The sequence below is a fragment of the Fontibacillus panacisegetis genome, from assembly GCF_900102215.1.
GTDB lineage: Bacteria > Bacillota > Bacilli > Paenibacillales > Paenibacillaceae > Fontibacillus > Fontibacillus panacisegetis.
The window spans coordinates 143,683-170,452 of sequence record NZ_FNBG01000005.1 but is presented as its reverse complement, the minus strand read 5'-3'; the positions used below and the strand labels follow the sequence as shown (position 1 = coordinate 170,452).

27 protein-coding genes are annotated in these 26,770 nt (G+C 44.0%); 11 read left to right on the top strand and 16 right to left on the bottom strand.

What is annotated here, in order from left to right; all coding sequences use genetic code 11:
* Positions 1-9 precede the first annotated feature (9 nt).
* The 6 genes from BLS49_RS07115 to BLS49_RS07090 all read right to left on the bottom strand — a co-directional run bounded on the left by BLS49_RS07115 (position 10) and on the right by BLS49_RS07090 (position 7,857).
* Complete coding sequence (locus BLS49_RS07115; protein WP_091227883.1) at positions 10-819, bottom strand: response regulator transcription factor; 810 nt, start codon at positions 817-819, stop codon at positions 10-12.
* Between the two features lie 88 nt (positions 820-907).
* Positions 908-2,284, bottom strand: coding sequence for a glycosyltransferase family 2 protein (locus BLS49_RS07110; RefSeq protein WP_091227930.1), 1,377 nt, complete (start codon positions 2,282-2,284; stop codon positions 908-910).
* A gap of 43 nt (positions 2,285-2,327) precedes the next feature.
* The gene (locus BLS49_RS07105; RefSeq protein WP_091227881.1) at positions 2,328-3,521 is read right to left on the bottom strand and encodes a HEAT repeat domain-containing protein; all 1,194 of its coding nucleotides are present in this window, start codon (positions 3,519-3,521) and stop codon (positions 2,328-2,330) included.
* An 18-nt stretch (positions 3,522-3,539) separates the two neighbouring features.
* Positions 3,540-5,762, bottom strand: coding sequence for a hypothetical protein (locus tag BLS49_RS07100; protein WP_091227880.1), 2,223 nt, complete (start codon positions 5,760-5,762; stop codon positions 3,540-3,542).
* 473 nt (positions 5,763-6,235) lie between these two features.
* Positions 6,236-7,474 (bottom strand): DNA polymerase IV, encoded by a 1,239-nt coding sequence (locus BLS49_RS07095; protein ID WP_091227878.1) that lies wholly within the window; start codon positions 7,472-7,474, stop codon positions 6,236-6,238.
* Positions 7,471-7,857, bottom strand: a complete 387-nt coding sequence (locus tag BLS49_RS07090) for a YhjD family protein (RefSeq protein WP_091227876.1) — start codon at positions 7,855-7,857, stop codon at positions 7,471-7,473. The genes BLS49_RS07095 and BLS49_RS07090 overlap by 4 nt, the downstream gene beginning before the upstream one ends.
* Positions 7,858-8,066: 209 nt before the next feature.
* Between BLS49_RS07090 and BLS49_RS07085 the strand changes: the two genes are divergently transcribed.
* From BLS49_RS07085 to fabZ, 10 genes are all read left to right on the top strand, one after another.
* Positions 8,067-9,665: a cysteine peptidase family C39 domain-containing protein gene (locus BLS49_RS07085; protein ID WP_091227875.1), complete on the top strand. Its 1,599-nt coding sequence runs from the start codon at positions 8,067-8,069 to the stop codon at positions 9,663-9,665.
* Positions 9,646-9,921, top strand: a complete 276-nt coding sequence (locus BLS49_RS07080; RefSeq protein ID WP_091227873.1) for an acyl carrier protein — start codon at positions 9,646-9,648, stop codon at positions 9,919-9,921. The genes BLS49_RS07085 and BLS49_RS07080 overlap by 20 nt, the downstream gene beginning before the upstream one ends.
* 47 nt (positions 9,922-9,968) lie before the next feature.
* Positions 9,969-10,928, top strand: coding sequence for an ABC transporter ATP-binding protein (locus BLS49_RS07075; RefSeq protein WP_139173109.1), 960 nt, complete (start codon positions 9,969-9,971; stop codon positions 10,926-10,928).
* Positions 10,929-11,027: 99 nt separating this feature from the next.
* A complete protein-coding gene (locus BLS49_RS07070; RefSeq protein ID WP_175471340.1) occupies positions 11,028-12,113 on the top strand; it encodes an ABC transporter permease in 1,086 nt (361 codons plus the stop codon).
* Positions 12,100-13,224, top strand: a complete 1,125-nt coding sequence (locus tag BLS49_RS07065) for an ABC transporter permease (protein ID WP_091227870.1) — start codon at positions 12,100-12,102, stop codon at positions 13,222-13,224. Before BLS49_RS07070 ends, BLS49_RS07065 begins: the two co-directional genes overlap by 14 nt.
* A complete protein-coding gene (locus BLS49_RS07060; protein WP_175471339.1) occupies positions 13,217-14,416 on the top strand; it encodes a beta-ketoacyl-[acyl-carrier-protein] synthase family protein in 1,200 nt (399 codons plus the stop codon). The genes BLS49_RS07065 and BLS49_RS07060 overlap by 8 nt, the downstream gene beginning before the upstream one ends.
* Position 14,417: 1 nt before the next feature.
* Positions 14,418-15,437 carry a beta-ketoacyl-[acyl-carrier-protein] synthase family protein gene (locus tag BLS49_RS07055; RefSeq protein ID WP_091227867.1) on the top strand — a complete coding sequence of 340 codons (1,020 nt, stop codon included), beginning with the start codon at positions 14,418-14,420 and terminating at the stop codon, positions 15,435-15,437.
* Positions 15,431-16,174: a 3-oxoacyl-[acyl-carrier-protein] reductase gene (gene fabG, locus BLS49_RS07050; RefSeq protein WP_091227865.1), complete on the top strand. Its 744-nt coding sequence runs from the start codon at positions 15,431-15,433 to the stop codon at positions 16,172-16,174. Before BLS49_RS07055 ends, fabG begins: the two co-directional genes overlap by 7 nt.
* On the top strand, positions 16,174-16,716 hold the full coding sequence (locus BLS49_RS07045) for a 4'-phosphopantetheinyl transferase superfamily protein (protein WP_091227864.1): 543 nt from the start codon (positions 16,174-16,176) through the stop codon (positions 16,714-16,716). The genes fabG and BLS49_RS07045 overlap by 1 nt, the downstream gene beginning before the upstream one ends.
* Positions 16,717-16,719: 3 nt before the next feature.
* A complete protein-coding gene (fabZ, locus tag BLS49_RS07040; protein WP_091227862.1) occupies positions 16,720-17,154 on the top strand; it encodes a 3-hydroxyacyl-ACP dehydratase FabZ in 435 nt (144 codons plus the stop codon).
* A gap of 61 nt (positions 17,155-17,215) precedes the next feature.
* Here fabZ and map read toward each other — a convergent pair whose 3' ends face one another.
* The 7 genes from map to BLS49_RS07005 form a co-directional block, all read right to left on the bottom strand.
* The gene (map, locus tag BLS49_RS07035) at positions 17,216-17,962 is read right to left on the bottom strand and encodes a type I methionyl aminopeptidase (RefSeq protein ID WP_091227860.1); all 747 of its coding nucleotides are present in this window, start codon (positions 17,960-17,962) and stop codon (positions 17,216-17,218) included.
* A gap of 45 nt (positions 17,963-18,007) precedes the next feature.
* Positions 18,008-18,628 carry a TetR/AcrR family transcriptional regulator gene (locus BLS49_RS07030; protein ID WP_091227858.1) on the bottom strand — a complete coding sequence of 207 codons (621 nt, stop codon included), beginning with the start codon at positions 18,626-18,628 and terminating at the stop codon, positions 18,008-18,010.
* A gap of 184 nt (positions 18,629-18,812) precedes the next feature.
* A complete protein-coding gene (locus tag BLS49_RS07025; RefSeq protein WP_091227927.1) occupies positions 18,813-19,103 on the bottom strand; it encodes a stage VI sporulation protein F in 291 nt (96 codons plus the stop codon).
* A 92-nt stretch (positions 19,104-19,195) separates the two neighbouring features.
* Positions 19,196-21,241, bottom strand: coding sequence for an ATP-dependent DNA helicase RecG (gene recG / locus BLS49_RS07020; protein WP_091227856.1), 2,046 nt, complete (start codon positions 21,239-21,241; stop codon positions 19,196-19,198).
* A gap of 38 nt (positions 21,242-21,279) precedes the next feature.
* Positions 21,280-22,149: a DegV family protein gene (locus BLS49_RS07015; protein WP_091227854.1), complete on the bottom strand. Its 870-nt coding sequence runs from the start codon at positions 22,147-22,149 to the stop codon at positions 21,280-21,282.
* A 51-nt stretch (positions 22,150-22,200) separates the two neighbouring features.
* Positions 22,201-23,976: a DAK2 domain-containing protein gene (locus BLS49_RS07010; protein WP_091227853.1), complete on the bottom strand. Its 1,776-nt coding sequence runs from the start codon at positions 23,974-23,976 to the stop codon at positions 22,201-22,203.
* Between the two features lie 15 nt (positions 23,977-23,991).
* Positions 23,992-24,351 (bottom strand): Asp23/Gls24 family envelope stress response protein, encoded by a 360-nt coding sequence (locus BLS49_RS07005; RefSeq protein WP_091227925.1) that lies wholly within the window; start codon positions 24,349-24,351, stop codon positions 23,992-23,994.
* Positions 24,352-24,644: 293 nt separating this feature from the next.
* On the opposite strand from BLS49_RS07005, the gene rpmB reads away from it, so the two are divergent.
* Complete coding sequence (gene rpmB, locus BLS49_RS07000) at positions 24,645-24,833, top strand: 50S ribosomal protein L28 (RefSeq protein ID WP_068781907.1); 189 nt, start codon at positions 24,645-24,647, stop codon at positions 24,831-24,833.
* A 113-nt stretch (positions 24,834-24,946) separates the two neighbouring features.
* Here rpmB and spoVM read toward each other — a convergent pair whose 3' ends face one another.
* From spoVM to rsgA, 3 genes are all read right to left on the bottom strand, one after another.
* On the bottom strand, positions 24,947-25,027 hold the full coding sequence (gene spoVM, locus BLS49_RS06995) for a stage V sporulation protein SpoVM (protein WP_036621610.1): 81 nt from the start codon (positions 25,025-25,027) through the stop codon (positions 24,947-24,949).
* A 137-nt stretch (positions 25,028-25,164) separates the two neighbouring features.
* Positions 25,165-25,833 carry a ribulose-phosphate 3-epimerase gene (gene rpe / locus BLS49_RS06990; RefSeq protein WP_091227851.1) on the bottom strand — a complete coding sequence of 223 codons (669 nt, stop codon included), beginning with the start codon at positions 25,831-25,833 and terminating at the stop codon, positions 25,165-25,167.
* Positions 25,834-25,837: 4 nt separating this feature from the next.
* Positions 25,838-26,746: a ribosome small subunit-dependent GTPase A gene (gene rsgA / locus BLS49_RS06985; protein ID WP_091227849.1), complete on the bottom strand. Its 909-nt coding sequence runs from the start codon at positions 26,744-26,746 to the stop codon at positions 25,838-25,840.
* Positions 26,747-26,770 lie beyond the last annotated feature (24 nt).

Genomic DNA, 26,770 nt, shown 5'->3' with positions numbered 1-26,770 from the left:
TTCTGATTGTTATTGAATGCAACGACGGATTCGCGCATCCAGTTCAACAGGAGAAAACGGCTTCGTAATATAGTCATCCACTCCATTTTGGAAGCAAAGGCTAATGGTCTGCTCCACACGCTGTTCAGTCAACACAACAATTTTAGGTACTACAGAAACATTTAACTGCTGAATATGATGAATATAAGGAAGCCCGTCAATGCCATATAAATTCAGTTCGGTCAGCACGAGATCAGGCTCCCATTTTCCAATTAACTCAAGAGCAGTTAATCCGTTATCCGCAACAATGGTCTCATAGCCTTGCATCCGCAGGCGAATTTGCAGAAACTCACGTACTGTTGCATCACCTTCAACGATCAAAACACGACTGCGTACGGAACGCATTTCCTCTTTCGAAAAAATGTGAATATCACCTGTAGGATTTTGCTTCACAGACTCTTCCATTTGTTTCAACACTTGTTGAGTAATTTCTTCCCGTTGGGAAAAGCCTGCAAGCGTCATACTTGGCACGAAAACCGTTACAATTTCTCCCAAACGCTGCTTCAGCAGCAATCCTTGGAAATGTACAGCATCTAACGATTGCCCGGGCAAAAGAATGAACATATCTCCGTTCTCCTGTCCGTTCCAAATTTCAAAGGACAATCCCGGCTGGGACTCCAAAATGCCGCGTACTTGCTTCTCCATATAAGAAGGTCCTCCTGCGCATGAAATGAACACAATACCGTTCGTCTCAAATGCAGTACCACTAACGCTTTGCTCAATATCTAAATAGGTGCTGTATTGCTCCTTTTCACTTTGCAATGCTGTGTTTGGCACCATTCATCCCGCCTTCCTTAAATTTAATATTTAGCCATGGTGTTGGCTCGTTGATTCCGTTATCATCCCCTTTCCATATAAAGCAGGATGACTACGCGGATTTGGTATTCCCGTTATCACTTTTCCAACTCTGTCTCGTCATGGTTCCCCATGAGTTATTGTTACGCAAATATTGAATATGCCCTTGAATACGCCATAGTCCTCCAAGCTGGGCATACCCAAAAAACTTAAGTGCTGAATAAAGCATCATGCGGGCTAAATCAGACACTTTGTTAAATCGCTTGAATGCAAGCTCCTCCAGTAGCAACGCACCGATGCTGAGCAAATATCCACTAAGAATATTCACTAGCCCGAACACCAGCAAAATTCTCCAGTGCGTCATATCGATCACCGTGTAACCGATCAATGCCAGCAGTCCTGTTATTTTGAAATAAGGATTCAATGCTTCAAAAATAATATTGTAAGGCATCGTTAGAAGCCCCATAACCTTGTATTTCGGTTTGAACGCCATGTCGTAGTTCTCGATCATGTTTTTTAAATTACCACGTCCCCAGCGCTTACGCTGATTGGACAAAATTCGGTACGAATCCGGAGCTTGAGTCCAGCATACAGCCTCAGGACAGAAGGCGATCCGGTATTTAAGCTTGTTCTCCAGCATGTAGCGATGAAGCTTGATAATAATGTTCATGTCTTCGCCCGGGTAACCTCCCCGGTATCCGCCCACGGCGATGACGTAATCTTTACGGAACAACCCGAAGGCTCCAGAGACAATAATCAAACCGTTGATTGAGCTCCAGCCAATCCGCCCGCCAAGGAAAGCTTTCAAATATTCCACAGCCTGAAACATCGGCCACATTTTACGCGGCAGAGAAACTTCCTTTACCGCACCGTTCTCGATATGACAACCGTTAGCAATACGTACATCCCCACCAATAGCGACGGTTTCCTCAGGGTTCTCCATATACATTCTGGCCATACGAATCAAAGCATCCTTTTCTAGCAATGAATCGGCATCGATTGAAGAAATAAGCGGATAGTGTGATAAATTAATGCCTGCATTGAGAGAATCCGCTTTACCGCCATTCGGTTTATCTATTACATAGAGATGCGGATACTGAGGATTATAGTAGACAGCATTAACCGGCTGACAATCAATCGAGTTCCTCATCTCCGGATTCGGCAGAGGTTCAAGTCCAAACTCGTTACGAAGCACTTCCAGCGTGTCATCACTAGATCCATCATTAATAACGATGACTTCATAGGTTGGATAATTCAAGGTCATTAGACATTTCACGTTCTCGATGACGGTCAGCTCTTCGTTATAAGCTGGAACCAGCAAAGAAATGGATGGTACCAGCTCTGAACCGGAGAGCGTATTAAACTTTGAAAATGCCGCTCTTCGGAAGATGGTCATAATGTTACGAAAAGAAAAGGCCATAATTGAAAAGTAAATAATATTTACTGTCATTACATAATAAGTAGCGAACAACCCATAGATCAGCAGTATATCTCTAAGCAGTATAATCCCCTCCGACCGCTGCTACCTGACGAACTTTCGTACTCTCGGAAACACCGAAATACCGTTCGTACAGCAGCTTTTTTTTGTTGTAGGCTACCATTTGGTCGAGTTTCTGATGATCGCCATCCTGAAGCATCGTCCGCTCAATATGATAGAGCGCAATTTCTCGCTCTACTCCCGAGCCATGCTTGGCGATTTGGCATAACACCTCAAAACCTGTCTCTCCCAGCAACGCAAGACTCTCGGCGCTATTGTTCCGCACCCACCAGTTGGCATCCTGCAATGCTGTACGAAGAAGTGGAATGCTCCCTGCCGCATGCATCGTTCCCAGTGATTTGGCTACTGTTGCTCTAACCTCCCAATCACTATCTGACATCAAGTCTCTAATTGTCTCATCCTTCAACACCGGATTAGAGCTCAAATATAACTTGACTGCTTCCGCACGGACATCTTTCTCCTCTGCTACAACCAGGCGGTCGAGCGCAGGAACAACTTCCGGAATTGCCTGACCCCACATCGCAGCTAGAGCCACTTTTACAAAATCTGAATTTTCATCTTCCAGCAGCTTCACCAGAATGCGGCTCGCGTCAAGCCGAGTCTCCATAATGATGTCGGCAGCCATATTATGAATCGGCTTTCCATGACGAAGAAGATGATGAAGCATTTCCTTGAGCTGATCTCCACGCTCTGCGCTTTTGGATATGGCGCGAGCCAGCACAATCGTCAGCGCACTGTATTTTTCTTGCTCCATCATAGACAGAAGTCTTGGCACTGCCTCAGCCGACCTCATGCCACCAAGTCGGTATGCCGCCGCAATTCTGCGTCCATAGAACAAACTGTCGAGCAGCTTGATGTCGTCCTGTACAAATCCTGCATCTTGACAGAGCGTAATCAGTTTTTCGCGTAAATCGCCTTTTAGCTGCTCAATCCATTCAATTGATTTCTCCTGAATCACCCTTCTCTCCAACTTCGTCAATGAACCTGGAGGCAAGGGAAGGGCGCTAACCCCATTCAAATGCAATTGTATAAACTTAAAATAGTCTTGATGCTTCTGAAGATAGAACTCTTTTTTTCGCTGTATTCGAATATGCCTGATTTTCATAAAGAACAATAGCGCAATACCTATTCCAATTAATACGAGGCAAACGTAAATGAAATAGATTGCTATCGTTAAGTGGGCTTCCATGAACGTTAATTCCTCCTTTTACTCAGAGCTGCGTTCCGGTAAATTCTCAAAGAAGTTTTTCAGAACATAATAGCTCTCTTTCAAATGTTCGCTGTATTTCACAGTCTCCCACGGAGACCAAGTATATTTGGGTAGATTCCCTATATCCACGGTCGCACCGCCCCCCGGCCAGGACGCTTCGTTATTGCGCTCCACTATCCAAGGCACAAAAGTAATTCCCTGCGTAGTCGTTGGCGTAAACGTGCGATTTTTCTTCAGTGGGCCGTAATCAATCACTTGCAATGAGCTTGGATCAGCAAACCCGAGTAGCATCCATGGGATTCGCAATTCTATCTCGTTACCGCTGTATTGCCATGAAGTAAGAGAGTTGAATTCTGCAGCACTGCGATCAGATGTCCCCCTCTGAAGCTGCCCGACAATCATGTCTTGAAACGGTCCTGGCAGCCTGGTATCTGGCGGTGTCATCAGCAAACTAACTGCCAGCTTCCATGGCTGAAATTCAATCTTCTCTTCCTTCGTCTGCTCTTGGAGCATCCAATATCCGTATTCTCCATAGAGACGACGATGGAAATCATAAGATGGCGCAGCCTTGACCTGCGTATCTTCATCTTTTCCAATAACAATCATATTCTCGAGTCCATCGCTAAGCGTGACCCCAGGCAGTTCCTTCTTTGGTTGGTCTCCACCTGGCAAGATGTCTGTACCAAGATATATTTCCCGCTCATTCGGATCAAAATCTTCGCTCAAATTCAGACCGATATACACATATGCCTCATCATGTGCTACGCGAAGACGCTCAATTCCAGAGGATGGTGTATCCCAGGACTGTACCTCTCCTTCAGGCAACAAATCCCAGTCTCCTAAATTACCGTCGATTTTCAGAGCGTCCTCTTTGCCCGGACTCATGGACAGAACCCCAAACAATTTCTCGTTTGTCAGCACATTGAGCCAGTAGGAACGACGGTCTTCAGGAATTTCGAAGCGCATCGTGTTCCATGTTTTTTTGAACCATTCATCCTGCCACATGAACAAAATTGCACCAGCATATCCTTCGTCATAAATATCCTGTGTAAGAGATACGTTGATCTCAGCCTGTTCCTCCTCACTATGCCCCCCCTGGTCTCTCCCGCCTTTCCCCAAATGGGAAATTCCCAGCGACGATGGAACTCCATACTCCGTTACCATGATAGGAATATCCTTATAGTGAGTCTTTAATTTTTGTAAATAAGCCTTGTAGGTGTTATAGTCACCTTTGCCGTCCGGGATCGTCTCCAGTGTTTTATCAAGGTGGAAGAAATCCGGATAGTAAGGGTATATGTGATATGCTGCAAAATATCCGGCATTCCAGTCGGTTGGCTTAATATGTGTAGCATCTACAGATGCCAAATCTTCCTCAAACAAAGGCTCTCCTGGATGCTCTAGTACGTCAGTTGTCACCCAGTTAGTAAATGTCATCGGATGTTCCCAGCCGTAGCCGCGTTCCAGCTCCGCCGTCTGGTCGATCAATTCCGCTAGCCAGCTCTCAAATGGACTGGCAGCCTCTGTTGCAGCAAAATGTTTGCCTTGGTATGGCTCCGTTCCTGCGTGTACCTTGTTCGTGTTATCCACCATTTCGGGGTCCCATTCAGTTCCGATATGCCATGCCATCAAGTATTGTCCTGCATTTGCTGTGTATTTCCCGCCGGATTCCCCCGACTGTACGTCAATTTTAAGATCGCCATATACAGCCTTGACTGCCTTCTCGATTTCACTATGGAATTTGTTCTTGATCTCCTCGTTATAAGCATCCTTCAACTCAATTAGCTGCTCTTCGGGAGACCAAATTCCTTGAATAAAATATAGAGGGTCATCACCCTTATCTCTGTTGTAATCAACCAATGCCTTGTAAAATACCGGATTATGGACAGTGTAGATTCTGAATACGTTCACTCCCATATCATCCATCTGCTTGAACCAGCGCAAGTAATCATCTTCCGTTAACGGAAATTCCCCTGGAAAATGACCGGGCACTGTGGCTCCTAAATTGACGCCCTTCACAAAAATTTCCTTCCAGCTGTCTTCACCCTCGTATTCCATAATCCGGTCACCGGAAGTCTGAAATTTCACCTTGGCGCCACTAGGACTTGCAAAGCTGGTAATAGAAGTCGGTAAAAGCAAGGAGACAAGAAACACTCCTCCGCCAATCAATATGGCACCGAACACAATCCAAATCGCTAATCTCTTCTTCGCTAAAGTAGTCATCGATTATTACCTCTCCCCACCTCGCTATCTATTTATATGCAGGCGACTATACACAGCACGGCCCTCTACACCTCCACTGTTATACTCTCAAAAATTATTACTCCTATATTTAACCAAGTGATCAGGTATCCTAACTAGGCTGATGGACTTGTTTTGCGACTGGGCCCTTTTCACGATGGACTAATAATAATTGGCTCCTCTTTCCCAGAAAGTAATTCTGAATTTGTTCCACATTGAAAAGAATATTGGAATAGTTTCAGTATTATGATTGATTTGCAGTTATTATTTTCACGGGATGTCAGATATCGATTTCTCCTGATGAAACGCCGTTATTCGACCTTAAGCTACGCTGGATATAACAAAAAAAAATACTTTGGTCCCGATTAGGTCTTGTAACTTTTTGCACAACTTAGACGCCTCTCCCGTTATTCAGGACATCGCACCCTGTTGGATGACTTTTCTCCTATTGTCTTCTATCGATAATGACCGCCAATTTTACCAGACCGATCACGTGCCTGACCTGAATCTGTTAGAGACACTGCTCGAAGAATTGCTGTTTCTCCGTATTTCCGTTTAATTTCATCTGTAGCTTTTTCCAATGCCTGATACTTTGGCCGTTCATCAAATAACATCAGCTGATACTCATCATCCTGTACAAGCGTCGATACCGTAACGCCAACTTTACGAACAGGCTGACCGTCCCAATGCCGTTGGAACAAGCTCATTACAACGCGATATACCTGATTGGTCACATTTGTCGGATCCGGCAGCTTCATCTGATGGGAAAATCCTGTAGGCTGATTAAAATCGGCTCCCCGACAAGATACACTAATAACGCTGCCCATGTATCCTTTGGTTCTGCATCGCTTACAAACCAGCTCCGTCAATTCCAGCAGAGGAACCGCAATTTCCGACACCGTATAATAGTCCCTCGGCAGCGTCATTTCGTGACCAATTGACTTTTCTCCCTGATGACTGTTCGGGTTCACCAGTGTATGATCAATCCCGTTCGCAAGCCGCCACAGCATTTCTCCGTTCACCCCAAAGCGATCTCTTATGCGTGACAATGGTGCATTCGCCAAATGACCGATCGTACGGATGCCCATCCGCAGGAAATGCTGCTCCATGCGGGAACCCACCATAAACATCTGCCGGATCGGGAGCGGCCATAATATGTCCTGCAATCGTTCTTTGGGAAGACAAAAAATGCCGTCCGCATTTTTTTTGGCAAAGTTATCGCATGCCATTTTGCTGACCGCCTTGTTATAGCTGATGCCGAATCGGCTGTAGACCCCCGTCTTCCGCATAATTTCTTCCTGAATCATTCCAGCAAGTGTAACAGGGTCTCCAAACAGGGACAAACTTCCCGTTACATCCAGATGCTGCTCATCAATGCTGTACGGCTCTACCAAATCCGTGTATTGCTTCATAATGTCAGTAATTTGCATAGAGACCTGAATGTATTTCTCCATTCTCGGACGCATCACTACTACCTCAGGACATTTCGCCAGCGCCGTTCCTAACGTCTCTGCTGTCGTAATCCCGGATCGCTTCGCAACAGGACACGCTGCCAGCACGATTCCCGAGCGCCGCTCCGGGTCGCCTGCCACTACAAGCGGTCGATTCTTGTACTGTGGATGATCCGCTTTCTCCACACTCGCATAGAACGACTGACAATCTCCAAGCATAACCACCCGTTCTTTTGACTTCATGAGAATATCCCCTTTTCTGCTATATCGATACCTAAATAGCAACAGAGCCGCTGCATGATTTCTGCTCTAATGAGACCCCACAGCATAGAAAACTCATAGTGGTATCCCCGACACAAATAGCGCGCCTCAATTCCGATACTGGTTCGCCGTTCTTCATAAACTTTCATTCCGTGTTCTCGCATGCTTTTGCGCACTCGAGACAAATCATCTGTCGCCGCCTTCTGCAGCAGACCAATGAGACCACCGTATACCTCCGACATTTTCAAATTTGCCAAATCCATAGCAGATCTGTCTCTTTCAAGTACATCCAGCATCAAGGGAAGCAGCATGTACTCTTTTACAAAATCCGCCTCTTCCGTTGTTTGTCGAGGAATAGGCTTCATGCATCTCACTCCTAGAGCCAAAATCCATAATATAATAGGAACGCTTGTTCTTATCATATTCACAATACGAACTAATATTCTTAAATTCAACAGGTTAATTATGGGTAATTTGAAGTATTATTCATCTAAAGAAAAATATTGATAATATGATTTCTAAATGATAGATTATAGACAAACGATTGCACAATATGAGGAGTGCCTGAAAATTCATGATAAAAGAACTTAAGCCCAATTATGATGATGATTACTCGTGGCATGAAGTAAACTGTTTTTTCCGAGCATGGTCTATAGCTTTAAAGTCTTATCACAGCTCATATTTCAACAATTTTTTACAGGCTATGTTTCTGAATTGGACTTTTTTCCCTGAAAGCATCTCTGCAACAGAGAATGATGACTTTGTGCTGGAGAGTAATGGAAACGTTCTCTCGCCTCTGTTTAATGTAGTTGCAGAGAAAGTTTACTATTCTGGCGAGGATCAATTTTACTCAGAAATTAATACCAGAATCAGTGAGAAGGCGCGTCTCATCATTCCGGGGGATATATTCAACATCTACTACAATGCATCGTATCAAACGAAGCACAATGACCATTATTTCATCATGAAAGGCTACGACGAGGCAACCCGGCGCTACTACATTCTTGACAATCTACATTTAAAAAGTGGCTCCAGCACCCTCTATGAAGATTTCGTTATTCCCTGGAACACGCTTTATGAATCAAATCAGTTGTTTTTCTCGCACTTTCAAACTTCATCTGCACCTTACTTCTGGTCTATTCAGCAGCTATCGTCTGTGCATACCAACAACACTAAGCTCATCTTCCAAGCTAATCTTCATATTCTTACCAAATATATAGATTCCTATAAAGATCACGAGTTCGAACAAATGATCTCTCAGCATGAAAGCAAAGCAGAACAAATCCATCAATTTTTCATGAAGTTCAATCACAAGAATACCTATTTCAAAATATTACATAATGTCTTTAAATCCCTGGATATCGATACCACTTATTTCGAGGAGCTAATATCCGCATTTCGCGAATTAAAGATGAAAATCCCGATCAGTCTCGCTGGCTCTGAAGGCTCCGTATCTATTTTTGAGCAGTATACCGAACTGGAAAAAAGTCTGCTGCTCCATATGCGGGAATTAATACTTCAATATCTTCAAAAGGATGCAGAGACCCAATTAGAGATTGGCCTAAAACGGTCTGAGCAACTGCTCTTGGATGATTCACAAATGCTGAACGAAACCAACGTCAGCTGGCAGCTTGACGAAGAAGTGATGAGCATTACTCATAGTTCACTCCGCAAAACGGATACATGGATCTCAGAAAATGAAGCTTTTCAACTCCTATGGAAAAATGACGATGAAAGTGATGATCTTGATGTCCTGGAGATCGCCATCGAGAATGACAATGAACCGGGTTTACCTTTTCAGAGCGGCATTATTATTGTTTATCCTCATGAGACCGTACTGTTCGGTCCACTTCAAAATATAAAGATGTCACTATTTGTCCCGCAGAGGCTGTCGGATTATTCGTTAAAGGAAATACAGTACCTGCAGCGCTCTGTCAGGCTTAAGGTTCGCCGCGACTCGGACAATGGACTGCTGCTTTATTACAAGGGTCCTGAAGACGAGGAATATGTATTATTTACAGATGAATCCTTATCTCCAAACTTTACTGAAATCGGTGTGTTCTCAAGAACGTGGGAACATATCGACCACACCACAATGTTTACAGACTTTATAGTCTATAACCATAAAATCCATTTGAAGGGAAGTTTTGAAGATGAACGAATTACAAGCTAAACTGCGTGATCTAATTATTGAGGAACTGGAGCTCGATTTGGACGATATCGGCCACTTGGGAATTGATGACCCGCTCTTCGATCAAGAGGATGTTGAGAATTACGGTCTGGACTCTGTAGATGCCGTAGAGCTGGCTGTATTGGTAAAACGCCATTTCAACATTGAATTGTCAGAAGGTGATTCCGGAGCATTCGTAACGATCAGAGCGCTCGCTGACAAGATCAAGGAGAAACAATTGATCAATAGTGGCAACTAAGAGCTTACTTCATAACACATAATTAAGATCGTAAGGAGCCTTGCGACATGGATATGTTAAATATCAAAAATGTTCAGTTTGCTTATGACAAATCTCGTCAAGTGTTGAACAACATCAACTTCAGCATTAAAGAAAATAATGTTGCTGGATTTCTCGGCTTGAATGGAGCCGGTAAATCAACCCTGATTCAGCTCATTATAGGCTTGCTCAAGCTATCTGAGGGCACGATCGAGATCGCTTCTCTGAATACGAAGAGCCATCATAAAGAAATTAAGAAAATGATCGGGTATGTCCCTCAGGATCTTGCTATTATCGAAAATTTAACAGCATATCAAAACGTGAAGTTTTTTGGCTCAATCTACGGACTTAAAGGAAAAGAACTCAGGGAGCATGTTGATCGGGCGCTCGAATTCGTTCAGCTGTCAGACAGAGCGAAGGACAAGCCATCGAAATTTTCGGGCGGTTTGAAGAGACGCCTTAATATTGCGTGCGGCATCGTGCACAATCCCAAGCTCATTATTATGGACGAGCCCACTGTAGGTGTAGATCCGCAATCCCGAAATTACATTCTGGAGTCCATTCAAGAGCTGAAGCAGCAAGGAAAAACTGTTATATACGTGTCTCATTACATGGAAGAAATTGAAGCGATCTGCAACCAGGTCGTCATTATTAACAACGGAGAAGTCCTCTATTCAGGTGACATGGAGGAACTCAAACGTCAGAACGGCAACGAACTACTAAACGTAATATTTCATGAGCCTCTTGAGGATGAGGAAAAAAGACAGCTATTATCCGAATTTAAGGAACGGGCAATTTTCCGTTCGGACACAGAGGTCGAGATCAAGGTTCCGACTGAAGCGGAGGACTCTTTCAACCAGCTCATTTCTCTAAAAACGAATTTCAATCATCGAATTAAACGGATTCAGCTGTCAGATGTCACACTGGAGAGCGCATTTCTTGAGTTGACCGGAAATAATTTGGCTAGCGATATTGTACAGACAGGTTAGATTACAGCAAATTTATGGATTAGGAGTTTTATGATGAGAAGCTTCGGAATCTTAATAGCTAACTTTTTTCAAAAAATGTTCATGGAGAAAGTTGTTCTAGTGAATCTGATTGTACTTCCGATTTTGCTGATCGGTATTTTAGGAACGTCGCTTTCTTCCATTTACAATCCCAAGCCTGTCAAGCATGTCCCGATCGGTGTAGTCTACGAATCTGGTAGTCAACAATACAAGCCTAGTCTTGAAGGTTTTTTTGCAGATGATGAGGTTAAAGAGCTGCTAATAGCAACGGAAATTGCCAGTGTATCTGAAGCACGTCACAAGCTTGGGGAAGGCGCTTATAAAGCTGTACTGATCGTACCCGAGGACACGGATCTGCTAATGAGCAACGGTGAAGACGTGGAGCTTACGGTTCTATACAAAGAAAAGGATACCATCGAGCAGAGCATTATTGCGGTTACCCTATCAACATTAACGGACGCAACGAATTCACTCCGTATTGCTTATGAAATTATGCCGCAGAAGGAAAACGGTCATCAGTTCGTATTTGAGCAGCTTATTACTGACTCCGACATCTCCGGGCAGCCTAAAACGACAGCCATGAATTACTACGGCGTTACAATGACTGTACTTGTGTTGTTCTACGGCCTCTCTTTTTCAATTAACAATATTCATCAGGATTTCAAAGGCAATCTTGGAGTTAAGCTGCGCATATCACCGATTCCACCGATCATTACGATCATCAGCTTATTTACTGCGGGTGTGCTGGTTTCCTTTGCTCAAGCTTCAATTGTAATCCTGTTCTCCAAATTTGTATTCAATGTGTACTTTGGGGAGCATATGTACATTATTTTCCTGATTACTTTACTTGGCTCTATGTTCTTTAACGTACTCGGACTGCTGCTTGGTGTGTATATTAACAACCGAAAACTCCTTAATTTAATCACCAACATCGGGATACCGGTCATGATCTTTATAGCTGGAGGATACTATCGTATCGATCTTGGTTTGTTCAGCTTCATATCGCCGGTAACTTATATTCAGACGCTGTATTTTACTTACATTTATCAGAATGAACTTTTACTGCCTTACACCTTTACTATTCTGCTCGTGATCACTGCGGGCATTCTGGTATCCCTGACGATGCTGAGCAAATACAAAGGAGTTCAAGTGAATGAAGATATTTAACTTCTATCTTTATCGCATCAGCCGCAACTGGATCATGTTCCTTCTCGTACTTTGTCTACCTGTCGTTCACATCTACACCACCTATCAACAGTATCAGAGTAATTTTCAATATCGTATTGGTGTGGTAGACCAGTCCAAAGATGAATTATCCAAGCTGCTGATCGAACAGCTTAGTAAAAACAATGTGCTTGTCGAACAAACAAGCGGGATCAAGGAACTCGAGGATAAGCTGATCAAAAACGAGGTGCAATATGCTATCGTCATTGAGCAAGGTCTTCAGCAGGACGTAATGGACAATATGAGCTATGCCAAAATTCGCGGCTTCTCATTAACGGATGACGGTACTTCCATCCCCCTTAAGTTGAAGTTGAACAGCTTCCTTTCCGCTACCAAAACAATCGCAGGCATATCATTCGAGGATATTAACGATTTTAGCGCAGCACTTGAACGATTGAAGCAGAGCAGCTTTACCATCGCTGAGCAATACGAGGGCAATAAAGCTAAAGATACTTATGTTGGGCTCGTCAACGTCCTTGCTTTTGACATTTTCTTTCTTCTCGTTTCAATTTCTCTCATTTTCCTGAAGGATAAAGAACGTGGAATTTACGAAAGAATTTTGGTTAGCCCAGTCGCTTCTATTGTTTATTACATCCAGTCTACGATCCTGTTCGTTCTGATTGGAATGGTACAGTTTTTTATCGGTCATGGCTTTATCAATTTCTTAATCGGAACAAAAATAACTGCGCCGCATTTTCTACATATCAACATCGGAATCATTCTCTATGTAGCGTGTCTTGCGATCATTGGCCAAATCATTGTAGCTGTCTCCAAAAATTCAAAGATCGGGTTCAGCTTGCTTCCCGTAGTGGTATTGCCGCTCGGTATGCTTAGCGGGCAGCTCTGGCCTCGCGAAATTATGCCGACCATTTTACAGCAGATATCTTCCTTTTTTCCGACAAGTTGGATCGTTATGTTCAATAAATCGGAAGTTTTGTTTGGTCTATCATCCGGTGAGTTCCTGAAGTATTCCGCCTACTTTACTACATTTTTATGTCTTGGAATCCTTCTGGTCTATCTCGTCGTCAAAAAGGATGGGGTTAAAAATGTCTAATTCGAACCTTAATCATCAACATATGCCTAGAGCTGTTGTTACAGGCATTGGTGTGCAATGTGCCTTCGCCAACAACTATGAACAATTTAAAACTGAGCTGCAACAGACTACTCAGACAAGACAGCAGCTGCGAGTTATTTCCGTAGAGTCGCTCGAACGAACCACGCAAATGGATCACGACAAAATCAGAACGAAAACATTAATTGATTTTAATGAATATGGATTGGATTCTTTAAAAGAAGCAATGAAGAATGCATCGATCTCAGTGGAGCACTTAGCTGAAATCAAACATCAGGTTGGACTCGTATACGCCACATCCACTGAAGACACGAACACTTTTCTTTATAGAACGTTTTCAGGAGAAGACAGCTTGTTTGGGGAAAAATTCTCACATTATGTTCAGCAATCGATTCCACTTAACGGCAAAATTACCGTATGCGACTCCTCTTGCTCTGCCGGAGGGATCGCTGCAGGAACAGCGCTCGATCTGATCAAGTATAACGACCATAAGGTCGTACTGCTCGGGGGAATCGAGACGATTACTCTGATGCAGCATTCCGGATTCAGCAGTCTGGGTGCTTTAGGAAGTATTGGTTCTCAGCCTTTCTCTAATAATCGCGATGGTGTAGGACTTGGAAATGCCTCCGTATTTCTGATCGTTGAAGAATACGAATACGCAATCAACCGGGGCGCTACTATTCTAGGCGAACTGCTCGGTTATGGCATAAGCAATGATGCTTACCATATTACTGCACCGCATCCAGAAGGACTTGGAGCAAAGCTTGCGATGCAAAGAGCGATGAAAGAGGCCGGAGTAACCTCAGAGCAAATCTCATATATCAATGGTCATGGAACAGGTACCTCAACTAATGATTCCATGGAATTGCTCGCGATTGAGGAGACATTCAATGGCTCCCAGTCTCCGGTATACGTCTCTTCAATCAAATCTTTGACAGGCCATACTTTATCGGCCGCAGGAGTCATTGAACTGGCTGCTACTATCTCAGCATTGCACGAGCAGTATATGATACCGAATTTTGAACTAGATCATCCTATGGAGCATAGTGAATTTATTGTTCTACCTACAGAAGCCGTACCGATGGAATACAGCTATGCACTTAGCAACTCCTTTGCCTTTGGAGGGAACTGCGTCAGTGTCGTCGTTAAGAAATTAGCCGAAGAGGTGTTATAGCATGAACATTTGCATTACAGGTAGTGTACTCTGTTCGGGATACGGAGATCACTTGGAGGATTATCAAGCAACTGAGGACTATGGGATTAAGACGATTGAGCGTGATTTCAAATCTTTGCCTAAAGTAAGAAGAACAGATCGACTGTCCCGCATCTGTCTATACACGACTATGAGTCTGCATCGTAAAGACGCCAAATTTCAGGATTTTTTAGAGGAGACAGGAATCGTCCTATCTTCAAAATACGGTCCATATAAAGTATGCAAAGATTACATCGAGCAAGTAAAGAACGAAGGCTATGATATGGGAAGCCCTACTCTATTCTCGGCGACAGTCCCTAATGCAGGCATTGGTTACATATGCAGAGCACTTCAGCTCCATGGACCCATGATCTCGGAAAGAGGAAGCGACGGAATCATTAGTGCAATTCGTATGCTACAATCAGACAAATCAAAAATTGCATACTCCATTGCTGTTGATGAAGTTACAGAGGCCCTCACTGTACTGGCAGCAAAACAGGAGCCGGAACGTTTCTCTGAGGTTTGCAACCTGCTCGCTATGGAAACTGAAGAGCATGCCCAGAGCAGGAATGCCAACGTACTTGGTTATTTGTATGGAGCGCAATCGTTCGCCGTAAAAAAAGAAAGCGATAAATTATTTTTGAAAGCTGATTACGAGGATTGTCTGAATCGCATGTTAGATAAGTGGCTAGTGCAATCCAACCTTTCTCCTAGCGATATTCACACCGTCCTATTGTCAGCAAAAGAAGGCACACCGCAGTGGAGGCTAGAACGTAATTTCGTTCAGAATCATCTACCTGAGGTAATCAGCATGTTGTCTCCGAGGGACTTTTTTGGTGAATCCTTTGCCTCCTCGTTCCAGAATTCGATCCTGTTTGGACTTCAATCTGGCAAAGCCGACTCTAACGGAAATATCCTCGTTTTAGATGCTGATTTTGAGGAGTCTAAAATTTCAGCAGCGTTGCTGAGGAGCACTGCTGCGAAGGAGGCTGCCGCATGTTAAAGGACAAGCTGGTTTTCGTTACAGGAGGCAGCAGAGGTATTGGTGAAGCCATCGTTGACAAATTGTCTTGCTCAGGGGCAAATGTAATATTCACCTATAACAGCAATCAAGAGAAAGCAGAAGCCCTCTGTGAGCGAATCAAGGCCAGAGGAAACGAAGTGCATTGTCTTAAACTGGATGTCACAAATATCGAAGAGGTTACTTCTACCCTTGAGAGCATATACAATCAATTCGGCGTGCCTGATGTCCTCGTCAACAATGCAGGTATTACCCGGGACAAGCTGATGGTACAGATGTCATACACTGACTGGTTCGAGGTTATCAACACTAATCTGAATAGTATTTTTCACATCACTAAATCTGTTGCCTACAAGATGCTATTGAATGAAAAAGCAGGCTCCATCATCAACATGTCCTCCGTATCCGGGATTGTTGGCACGATGGGTCAGACGAATTACTCTGCAGCTAAAGCCGGCTTGATCGGTTTTACCCGCTCATTAGCCAAAGAATTAGGCAAATACAATATTCGTGTTAATGCGATTGCTCCCGGCTATATCGAAACAGATATGATCGAGGATCTCAAGGACAAAGGTAGAAAAGAAATGGTCAGTCGCATTCCGCTCAAACGTATTGGCAGACGAGAGGAAGTTGCAGACGTCGTGTTATTCCTTGCTTCTCGGATGTCTAGTTATGTTACGGGAACAACCATTACGATTGATGGCGGTCTATCGAGTTAATGTTAGTAGGAACATCTTCATTAACATTTGTGGAACAACTACCAGACACTATCGAATTGCAGCATTACCATTTTTCAGTTCAGGATACGTCTAAAGGGATCAAAAAATCAAAATTCAGAGATCAATTCCGCAATGTTTTGGATCTTGATTATGCCAGAACTGATCACGTTCAGCACTCCAGATCCTACTGTGGTAACGAAGCTATTCAGATAACAAGTTCTACATATAATCTCGGCTGTGATTTTGAAAGTGTAGACAGATTCATAAATATGAGTACTTTTTTTACAACAGAATCTGAGATCCATAACATGCAGAGACAAATTAGACGGTCCGAAAGCCATGTTCTCCTCACCGCAATATGGGGGCTCAAAGAATCCTTATCCAAGCTGCTTAAGATGCCTTTACATGAATTCCTTGCAGCAAGAACACTTAAAAGCCATGACGGAGGCTGGCACATCGCAAATACGCAGCAAACTGTACATGTATACGTGGAATACCGCGGCTCCAACATCATTGTAGTTACTTATTGTGAAAGGAAATAGACTATGTATGACATTAATAAAATAAAAGAAGCTCTGCCTCAGCGTTATCCATTTCTATTGATCGACCGAGTGATTGAGCATGAATACATGCTTTCGGCAACAACGATTAAAAATGTTACCTTCAACGAATTTTGGAGTGTTGGACATTTTGATTACAAGCCGATATATCCAGGCGTACTCATGATCGAGACGATGGCACAGACCGGCGGCATCATTTATCACGATTTTTCCAGCAATAAAAATTCTCTGGAGGGCAAAGACGGACTCCTCGTCGGCGTGAACAAAACTAAATTTCTGAAGCGTGTCGAGCCTGGAGATACCATTAAAAGCATTGCTCAAAACATCGTGAATCTGGGGACATTATCCAAAGTATATTGCGAAATGTTTGTAGGGGAGCATAAAGTCGCTCAAGCGGAGTTGTCGTATTTGGTAAACTAAAAAAATAAACTCGTATGCACCCATTTGTTCGAGATAGCATACGAGTTTATTTATTTTGCGATTACTGCGCCGTCAGAATAAGAGGTCCATCTGCTGTCAAGGCAATGGTATGTTCAAACTGTGCTGACAGCTTGCCATCAGCTGTTCTTGCGGTCCAATCATCATCGTCAATCGTAATGCGGAAAGTGCCTTCGTTAATCATTGGCTCAATAGTAAACACCATTCCTTCTCTCAGACGAATACCTTTTCCCGCGACACCAATATGCTCATAACTTGGTTCCTCATGAAGAGTACGTCCTATACCGTGACCCAGCAGATCCCGCACAACAGAATAACCATTCGATTCCGCATGCTGCTGAATTGCTGAAGTGATATCTCCGAGTCGATTACCAGGCAACGCCTTGGTAATACCAATATCCAGACACTCCTTCGTGATTCTCATCAATCTCTCCGCTTCCGGACTAACCTCTCCAATTGTATAACACCAGCAGGAATCGCCGAACCATCCATCATATTCGACAACAATATCAAGCTTTAGCAAATCGCCGTCTTTTAGCGGTTTAGCTGATGGAAACCCATGTGCTACAACATCATTTACCGATGCACAAGTCTCAGCAGGAAACCCATTGTACCCTTTAGTAAATTGTTTTCCTCCGAGCTTGATAATATGTCTGGCGACAAAATCATTAATTTCCTTTGTGCTGATCCCTGGCTTAATTATTTTTGCAACTTCACGGTGACAATCCGCAACGATTTGGTTCGCCGTCTTCATCTCTTCAATTTCTCTAGGCGATTTAAGAATTATCATTAAGTCCACTCCTTGTTATTAACTCAAACAAATATAATACAAATGTTATGAAATATCTCGACCCTCAAACAAAAAATGAGCAATTTGTTCGGCCTCAGTATGAAGTGTTCCTCTCCTGAGAGGTAGTAATGCACAGCCGGTCAAAGCAGCAAGCAGAAGCTCAGCTTGCCGAGGCGGTGAAACTCCTGCCTCCTTTACCTCTCGTTCTTGTCTATATTCGATCATGGCCGAAACAGGACGCAGCACATTTTCATGATAAGCTACTGTGAGCGCACCCGCGAACTGTTCAGGAAGCGATCGAAAATGATCTCCACCCAGCTGACATAATAAATATAAGCCGTGATCTCTAGCCCATAGCTTCAACAGCCGTGATCCCCAGCCAGTGTAGCTTCTTTGATTAGCACTTGCTGCGATGTCCGAGTTAACAAGCTCGGCCATCTCTACTGCCGCTCTCTCCATCGCCTGCCACAAAACATCATGCAACAAATCAGTCTTGTTTTTGTAGTAATGATATACCGTCCCATAGCCTAACTCGGCAGAAGCAGCCACATCTCGAATTTCCATTAGCACGCCTTTATCTAAATATACATCGGCCGCGGCCTTTACAATTTGAGCTATCCGACGAATGCGAATGATCTCATTTTGCTCTTTTGTACGCGGAGTCATCATATGCCTCCTTTTTTTCGACCTACTGTCATGTCAATATAAAAATACTCCAATTATACTTAAAAAGCAAGCCATAAACACACTACAAAATAAAAAGAGGAAGATTGCATTACTGCAACCCTTCCATCCATTAAACACATTCTGGCTTCTTTTACAGCTGATCACCCATTTTTCTAACCTTTACTTAGCGAAACATACTCCAAAGCTTAATGAGATGCAACGTGTTACGGGGATCAATTTTCTGAGCAATAACGAACTGTACGAGTTGCTCCTCCTGAGCACCGCTCAAATTCTCATTTAGAATACTCGCTGACGATTTAACAAGTCTTCGAACTTTACTTCGATCCTGCAAATCAGATTTAGTCAATCCGTCAACAAGCTTCTTGATCCGCTCCTTCACTGCCGGGTTTTTCATCTTAAGCTTGACCCGTTCCACAAGCTGTGGACTGATTCCATACTGATGATAAGTTGGCAGAGTGTACACCTCCCGTTACCGTCATTCCGAATTCTTTCTAATATATGACGGATAGGCTGTACACCGTACCAAAATTTAGTTATTCGTCACCATTAATCAATCAATTCGCCTTGCAGCACTTCTTCACGCTTCAAATACCTGCGCAGAGGCTCACACTCAGGTGAAGTCCAGAAAGACGGATCGCCAACGAGACGTGTCGCATCATCGCGTGCCGCCTCCAGAACAGCAAAATCGCTGACCATATCGGCGATTCGAAACTCCGGTACACCGCTCTGCTTCGTACCGAAGAAGTCGCCGGGACCTCTAAGCTCAAGATCCCGCCGGGACACTTCAAAGCCGTCATCCGTATCCGTCATGACCTTCATTCGTTCCTGACCGATCTCCGACTTCGGATCTGCAATGAGCACACAGAAGGATGCATGCTCTCCCCGTCCTACACGCCCGCGCAGCTGATGCAGCTGAGATAAACCAAAGCGATCCGCATCCATTATGATCATTAGCGTAGCGTTTGGTACATCCACACCAACCTCAACTACTGTCGTGGATACCAGCAGTTGCACTTCGTTCTCATAAAAAGCACGCATAACCTCGTCCTTTTCGGCAGCTGTCATTCTGCCATGGAGCAGCCCAACTTGAAAATCAGGAAAAGCCTGCGACATTGAAACAAACAAATCGATTGCATTCTGTACATCTAATTTTTCCGACTCTTCGATTAACGGGCATATCACATAAGCTTGTCTTCCTTGTGATATTTCACGTGAGATGAAACCAAGTACGCGGTCCATCATATCGTGTTTTACCCAATACGTAGAAATTGGCTTCCGCCCTTTAGGCCGCTCAGATAGGGTTGAGACATCCATATCACCAAAAGCGGTAATAGCAAGTGTACGCGGAATCGGCGTAGCGGTCATCGTCAGAACATCGGGATTAAATCCTTTTCGCCGCAAAATGCTGCGCTGATTTACCCCGAACCGATGCTGCTCATCCGTAATAACAAGACTAAGCGAACGGAAAAATACATCCTCTTGAATCAGTGCATGTGTACCGACAACAATATCCGTCAATCCCATCTGCAATGAAGCCAGCAAATCCTTACGCTTACGTCCGTTAACACTCCCGGTTAGCAGCCCGACACTAATATCAAACGGTTCAAACAGCTTAGTTAAAGAACGTACATGCTGCTCTGCCAAAATTTCTGTTGGAACCATAAAGGCTCCCTGATGCCCAGACTTTACTGCCGCAAACAGAGCAACCGCAGCAATCACTGTTTTACCTGACCCTACATCGCCTTGCAGCAGACGGTTCATACAGTACGGTGAACGCATATCCTGCAATATTTCCAGCTCTACCTTTTTCTGCGCATCTGTCAATTCAAAAGGCAGACTTCGCACAAATTCTCTGACCGTCTTATTTTCCACCTCATGCTGCACACCGTCCTGCCGTTCATGATTCATCGCCCGGTACGCTTGCAGCTTTAGCTGGAACAAAAACAGTTCCTCATATACCATACGCTTGCGCGCTTGTTGTCCTTCCTCATTATCCTGTGGCTGATGAATACGCTGAATCGCGAATCGTCTCGGCATGAGATCATACTGACGCAGTAAATATCCCGGCAAAATTTCTGGAATCATCTCACCATACTGTAAGAGGGCTTGTCCAATCGTCTTGCGCATCCATGCCTGGGTTATATTCCCGCCAACCGAATAGACGGGCTGAAGACTGCCGCTACGGAGTGTTCCTTTATCAGGAAACTCTGATTCCGATACAGTGAGTTGACTTCTCCGCATATCCCACTTGCCGGTTACAATGATATCGCGTCCTGCTATTAACTGCTCACGTAAAAAATGACGATTGAACCAGGTCGCCGTAAACATCCAATCATCAGCTACCATTTTGCAGGTCATTCTTGACTTACGTCCATATCGCTGTAGTACGGGAATACCCATAATTTTCGCCTGAACGGTCACCTTATCTCCATTCTTCACTTCTGTGAGGCTGCGAAGTCGGTAATCTTCATATCGATAAGGATAATATTCAATTAATTCATTTACCGTAGAGATACCAAAGGCGTGAAGCTCCCCTGCTTTGGGAGCACTCACGCCGCTGACATGTCTTACCGGGATTTCATTCAAATCCATACTAACCCCTCATTTCTAGAAGTCCGACATTCAGACTTTTAGGCCGGCCACACAAATGTAGCAACCGTTCCCGGTCCTACATGGGTACCAACAACAGCACCGATGCTGGTACGAACCACCTCATGCAAGGTGAAATGCTGGGACAGCAATTGTATAATTTCTTCCGCGCCTTCCGGATTAACAGCATCACACACAGCTACATTAATATCCTTATGATCACCGAAGTCATTCTTGAACAATTCGATAACACGAGACACTGCTTTTTTTCGACCTCTCATTTTATCAACCGGATATATAACGCCTTCCTCATCGACTGATAAAATTGGCTTAATGTTAAGCAAAGTCCCAATAATAGCCGCCGCATTCCGGATTCTTCCACCCTTTTGTAAATACTCTAACGTATCAACAAGGAAGTATAATCTACGACTTTGGCCTACACGCTCAACTTCGTTACGAATTTCTTCAGCGGAAGCCCCATCTCTTGCTAGTCTTGCAGCAAGAACAACCTGCAGTCCAAAACCATATGTGGCGCATAAAGAGTCAATAACCGTAATATCAACGTCTACTCCAAGATCTTCCTCAAGCATCGTCTTGGCGAGAAGTGCTGATTGATAGGTACCACTCATACCAGAAGAAATATGAATGGAGATAATCGGTGAGCCCGGGTATTTCTGCATCAAATCACGGTATATATCTACATATTGAGAAGGGGATGTCTGCGAAGTCGTCGGTAAGTCCCGTGACTTCGTCAACTTATCGTAAAACTCCTCTACAGTAATATCGACACCTTCAACATAAGATTGATCGCCAAAGCTCAACCGCATCGGCACAATATGAATCCCATATTCCTTAACCATTTCCTGAGGTACATCTGCCGTGCTATCAGCTACGATAACAGCCTGAGTCATAGATAACCCGTCCTTTCATTCAATTATCTTGTTCCAAGGACGCTAAGATACTTAAGATTCAACAGAGAACAGATAATAATAAATTGGCTGTCCACCCTCATGAACTTCTACCTCAACATCAGGATAAGCCTCTTGAATCCAAGCTACGAGAAATTCAGTCACTTCTTTGGAAGCTTCTTCACCAACCAAAATAGTAACGATTTCATCTCCACCAGACAGCATCTTCGAGAGGAGTCCCTGACTTGTTTCGATCAACCCTTCTTCGGTAGATACGATTTTGGAGTCTGCAATTCCAATGTAATGACCTTCTGTAATTTTTAGATCGTCAAATACTGTATCTCGAACGGCATAAGTGACTTGTCCGGTTTTGACATGCTGAACAGCATTCACCATATTGTCTGCATTTACTTCTACACTCTCCTCTTCCTGGAAAGCAAATGCTGCCGAGATACCTTGAGGAATACTCTTGCTCGGAATAACGGTTATGCTGCGTTCACTTTCAAGAAGGTCACGTGCTTGCTGTGCAGCAAGTATGATATTAGAGTTATTTGGCAATATGAAAATGTGCTGAGCTGAAATAGAATGTATTGCTTTAACAAAATCCTCTGTGCTTGGATTCATTGTCTGTCCACCGGGGAGAACGACATCTACCCCAAGGCTTGTAAAGATTTCAGAAATACCTTGGCCAGAAGCTACAGCGATAAATCCATAAGGCGCAAGCTCATCTGCCGGCAGCAACGCTGATTCAACAGGACGGGCCTGCTCTGCCGGGATTTCAGCGAACAATTCCGGCATTGGAGCTGCATCCATTCCAGCGGTAAGCAAATCACGATGCTGTTCCCGCATATTCAGAATATGAATTTGTGTAATTTCCCCGTAGCGGAGAGCAAGATTCAGCACCTCGCCTGGAGCTTTGGAATGCACATGTACTTTAATGATTTCGTCATCAGCAATAACGATAATGGAATCCCCATTTTGTGATAGCGCTTTCCTGAAGTGATCCTCGTCAAAATGGACATTTTGCACATCGCCCAGTTTCCGGTTGATAAAAAACTCCATATCATATAAAAATTCAATATCTTCCGTATCAAGCTTGGCCTGCGCGGAAGCTTCAATATGTCCTGTAAAATGACCTGCTCCATAAGAAGTGTGCTGATTTACGACATTTGGTGCGCTGGATGGTGCTTGTTCTGATACACTTGGCAGCACCTTACCGGTCAATTGCTCTAAAAATCCTTCATATATATAGACCAGACCCTGTCCACCGGAATCAACAACACCTACCTGCTTAAGCACAGGTAACAAATCAGGAGTGCTTGCAAGAGCTTCTTTGGCCTTTGCCAGCACCTCAGTCATCAGCTCAACAATATCCGTTGTACGTCTAGCATAGTACACAGCATGCTTTGCAGATTCTTTAGCTACAGTAAGTATTGTCCCCTCTACAGGCTTAACTACTGCTTTATATGCAGTGTCTACACCACTTTGCAGAGCAGCCGCAAATTGAACCGTATTCAATTCATCATATGAAGCTGCATAGCGGCCAAATCCTCGGAATAATTGGGACAAAATAACACCGGAGTTTCCTCGAGCACCCATAAGCAGGCCTTTCGATAAAATCCCTGCCCGGTTACCAAGTCCTCCTGCTCCATTGTTCTTAAGCTCTGTTACACCTGCTGTCATCGTCAAATTCATATTTGTTCCAGTGTCCCCGTCGGGAACCGGGAACACATTCAGAGAATTGACGTGTTCGGCTTGCTCTGATAAACGCTGCGCCCCAGCAAGAACCATAGCGGTAAAATCTGTTCCATTTAAAGAACGCTTACTCAATGAAAATTCCCCTTCCTAGCTAGATACACGTACGCCCTGAACAACGATGTTGACCTCGGAAACCTCGAGCCCAACTACGTCACTTAATACGTACTTCACTTTTTGTTGTATATTGTGAGCGACCTCTGAAATTTTCGTACCATAACTGACTATAATATAAAGATAAACGGCCAATCGGTTATTATCCAGGTTCACTTCCACACCCCGGGTTAGATTCTCTCTCCCGAGCAATTCGGCGATACCGTCTTTAAATTGCTTTCGGCTTGCCATTCCTACCAGTCCATAACATTCCATGGCAGCCGATCCGGCGATCATCGCAATAGTCTCATTCGATATATTAATCTGCCCATACTCAGTACTTAATTGTATAGCCACGCCTGCACTCACTCCCCCCCTGAAATTATTATGGACTAATCAATATTGTACTATAAGAACAACGATAAATAAATAAAAGAAGATTACTGATATTGAAATAAAGTTTCTCGATCTGTTGACGCCGCTTTTTTCACTATGATATTATATTTAAGTATTGTTTTATTGGGTTCCCCTTGCCTTTCGGGCACTAACAATGGAAACCGACCGACATAAGTCGGATTGAGCAATAACTGTGAACTTGATCATGAATGGTTATTTCAGGAACAGGTGCATTGGAACAGGAGGTGTAATGAATGTCTCGCAAATGTTATGTGACAGGCAAAAAGCCAAGCAGCGGTAACCATGTATCTCACGCAAACAATCGCAACCGACGCAGTTGGGGCGTAAACGTACAAAAAGTTCGGATCTTGGTAGACGGCAAACCAAAACGCGTATACGTCAGCACACGGGCTTTGAAATCCGGTAAATTGACCCGCGTGTAATTGGTCGGAATCAGCATATAGACAAAAAGCACCTTTTCTTAAAAAGAGGTGCTTTTTTGATGCCTGTCACCCCTGCAGATCTCGAAGTCCCGGCAATCATTTACTCCGCTCTTTTAATTTTTGTGAAAAGTGTTGAGAACAGCCTTCACGAATCCTCCCAGAAACTTAGGAAGCTTGAATGTGTAAAATTTCATCGTTCACCCTCCCCATCATTCTCATGCTTCACCCATAGTCTATGTTCCGAGCCTTTTACTCGTGTATTCTCACCGCAAAAAAAAGGCTACATGAGAACCCTGCTCATGTAACCCATTGTATGCAACATAATGAATCCCTATTCCAATCTCACGCTATCACGAATATCGGCAATAGCTTGTTTTCGGTCAGCTTGACCAAATACCGCGTTCCCGGCAACCAGCACATCAGCTCCCGCTTCGACAACAAGTGGTGCAGTAGCTGCCGTAATTCCTCCATCCACTTCAACTCTAAGCTGTTCCAGACCAAGTTCCTGCTTCCATTGTTTCAATTCACGCAATTTGCGAAGTGTAGCGGGAATAAAAGCTTGACCACCAAATCCCGGGTTCACCGTCATAATCAAAACCAGATCCACATCTACCACTATTTCGCGAACAACTGATAATGGTGTCGCTGGATTTATAGCAACTCCCGCCTTTACACCATGCTCTTTAATCAGATGAATCACGCGATGCAGATGAACACAAGCTTCTGCATGTACTGTAATGACATGAGCACCTGCTTTCGCAAATGCAGGAACATACTGTTCAGGATTTTCCATCATCAAATGAACATCCAGCGGAAGCTTCGTATGCGGAGCGATTGCTCCCATAACAAGCGGGCCAAATGTTAAATTCGGAACAAAATGTCCATCCATGACATCAACATGTATCCAATCGGCTCCGCCGCGCTCCACCTCAGCGACCTCCTCGCCCAGCTTGGCGAAATCCGCAGATAAAATAGACGGTGCAATATAGATGCTATTCATGAAGTCAATACCTCCGTTTCTTCTCCTTCATATCCTCGTGAAATTGAACATAGTGTTCATATCGGCTTGACGTTATTGCTCCTTCATCTACCGCTTGTCTGACTTTACAGCCTGGTTCGTGTAAATGACTGCATCCTCGGAACTTGCATCCCTCGGCAAAATTCTGAAACTCTCTAAAGCAAAGTGACAGCTCCTCTACGCCCAGCTCCAGAAAATCAAGCTGACTGAATCCCGGTGTATCGGCAACATATCCTCCATTTTCCAGTTCAATCAATTCAACATGACGAGTAGTATGACGACCACGGCCAAGTCTCATACTGATCTCGCTAGTCTCAAGTGATAAGCCAGGCAGCATCGCATTCAACAGGGATGATTTTCCAACTCCGGACTGACCGGAGAACACGCTGATCTCTCCTGCAAGACAAGCTTTAACTTCCTCTGTCCCCATACCAGTCAACGAGCTTGTTATAATGACTTTATAACCGATTTTTCCATACATCTCACTAACCAGTTTCGTCATTTCGCCCTCCTGCTCCCTCTCTGCCTCATCCAACAAATCTTCCTTTGTCAGACAAATGAGACACTCAAGTCCGGCATGCTCTATATGAACAAGAAACTTGTCCAGCAGCTGGAGGTTCAAATCCGGTTCCCTAACAGAAAAAAGAAGTACAGCGAGCTTGGCGTTTGCAATCGGTGGACGAATAAGCTCAGAAGTCCGCGGTAAAATCTCATCCACCGTGCCTTCGCCATTTGTAGTTGGTGTGTAAACTACACGATCTCCAACAAGCGGCGTAATTCCTTTTTTCTTGAATATGCCCCGTCCGCGGCATTGGATAGTGCCATCCAATGCCGTGTCATCAGGCTTTACGTAATAGTATCCGCTTAATGCCTTAACAATCAAACCTTGAGGCATACAATGCGTTCCTCACTTTCATAT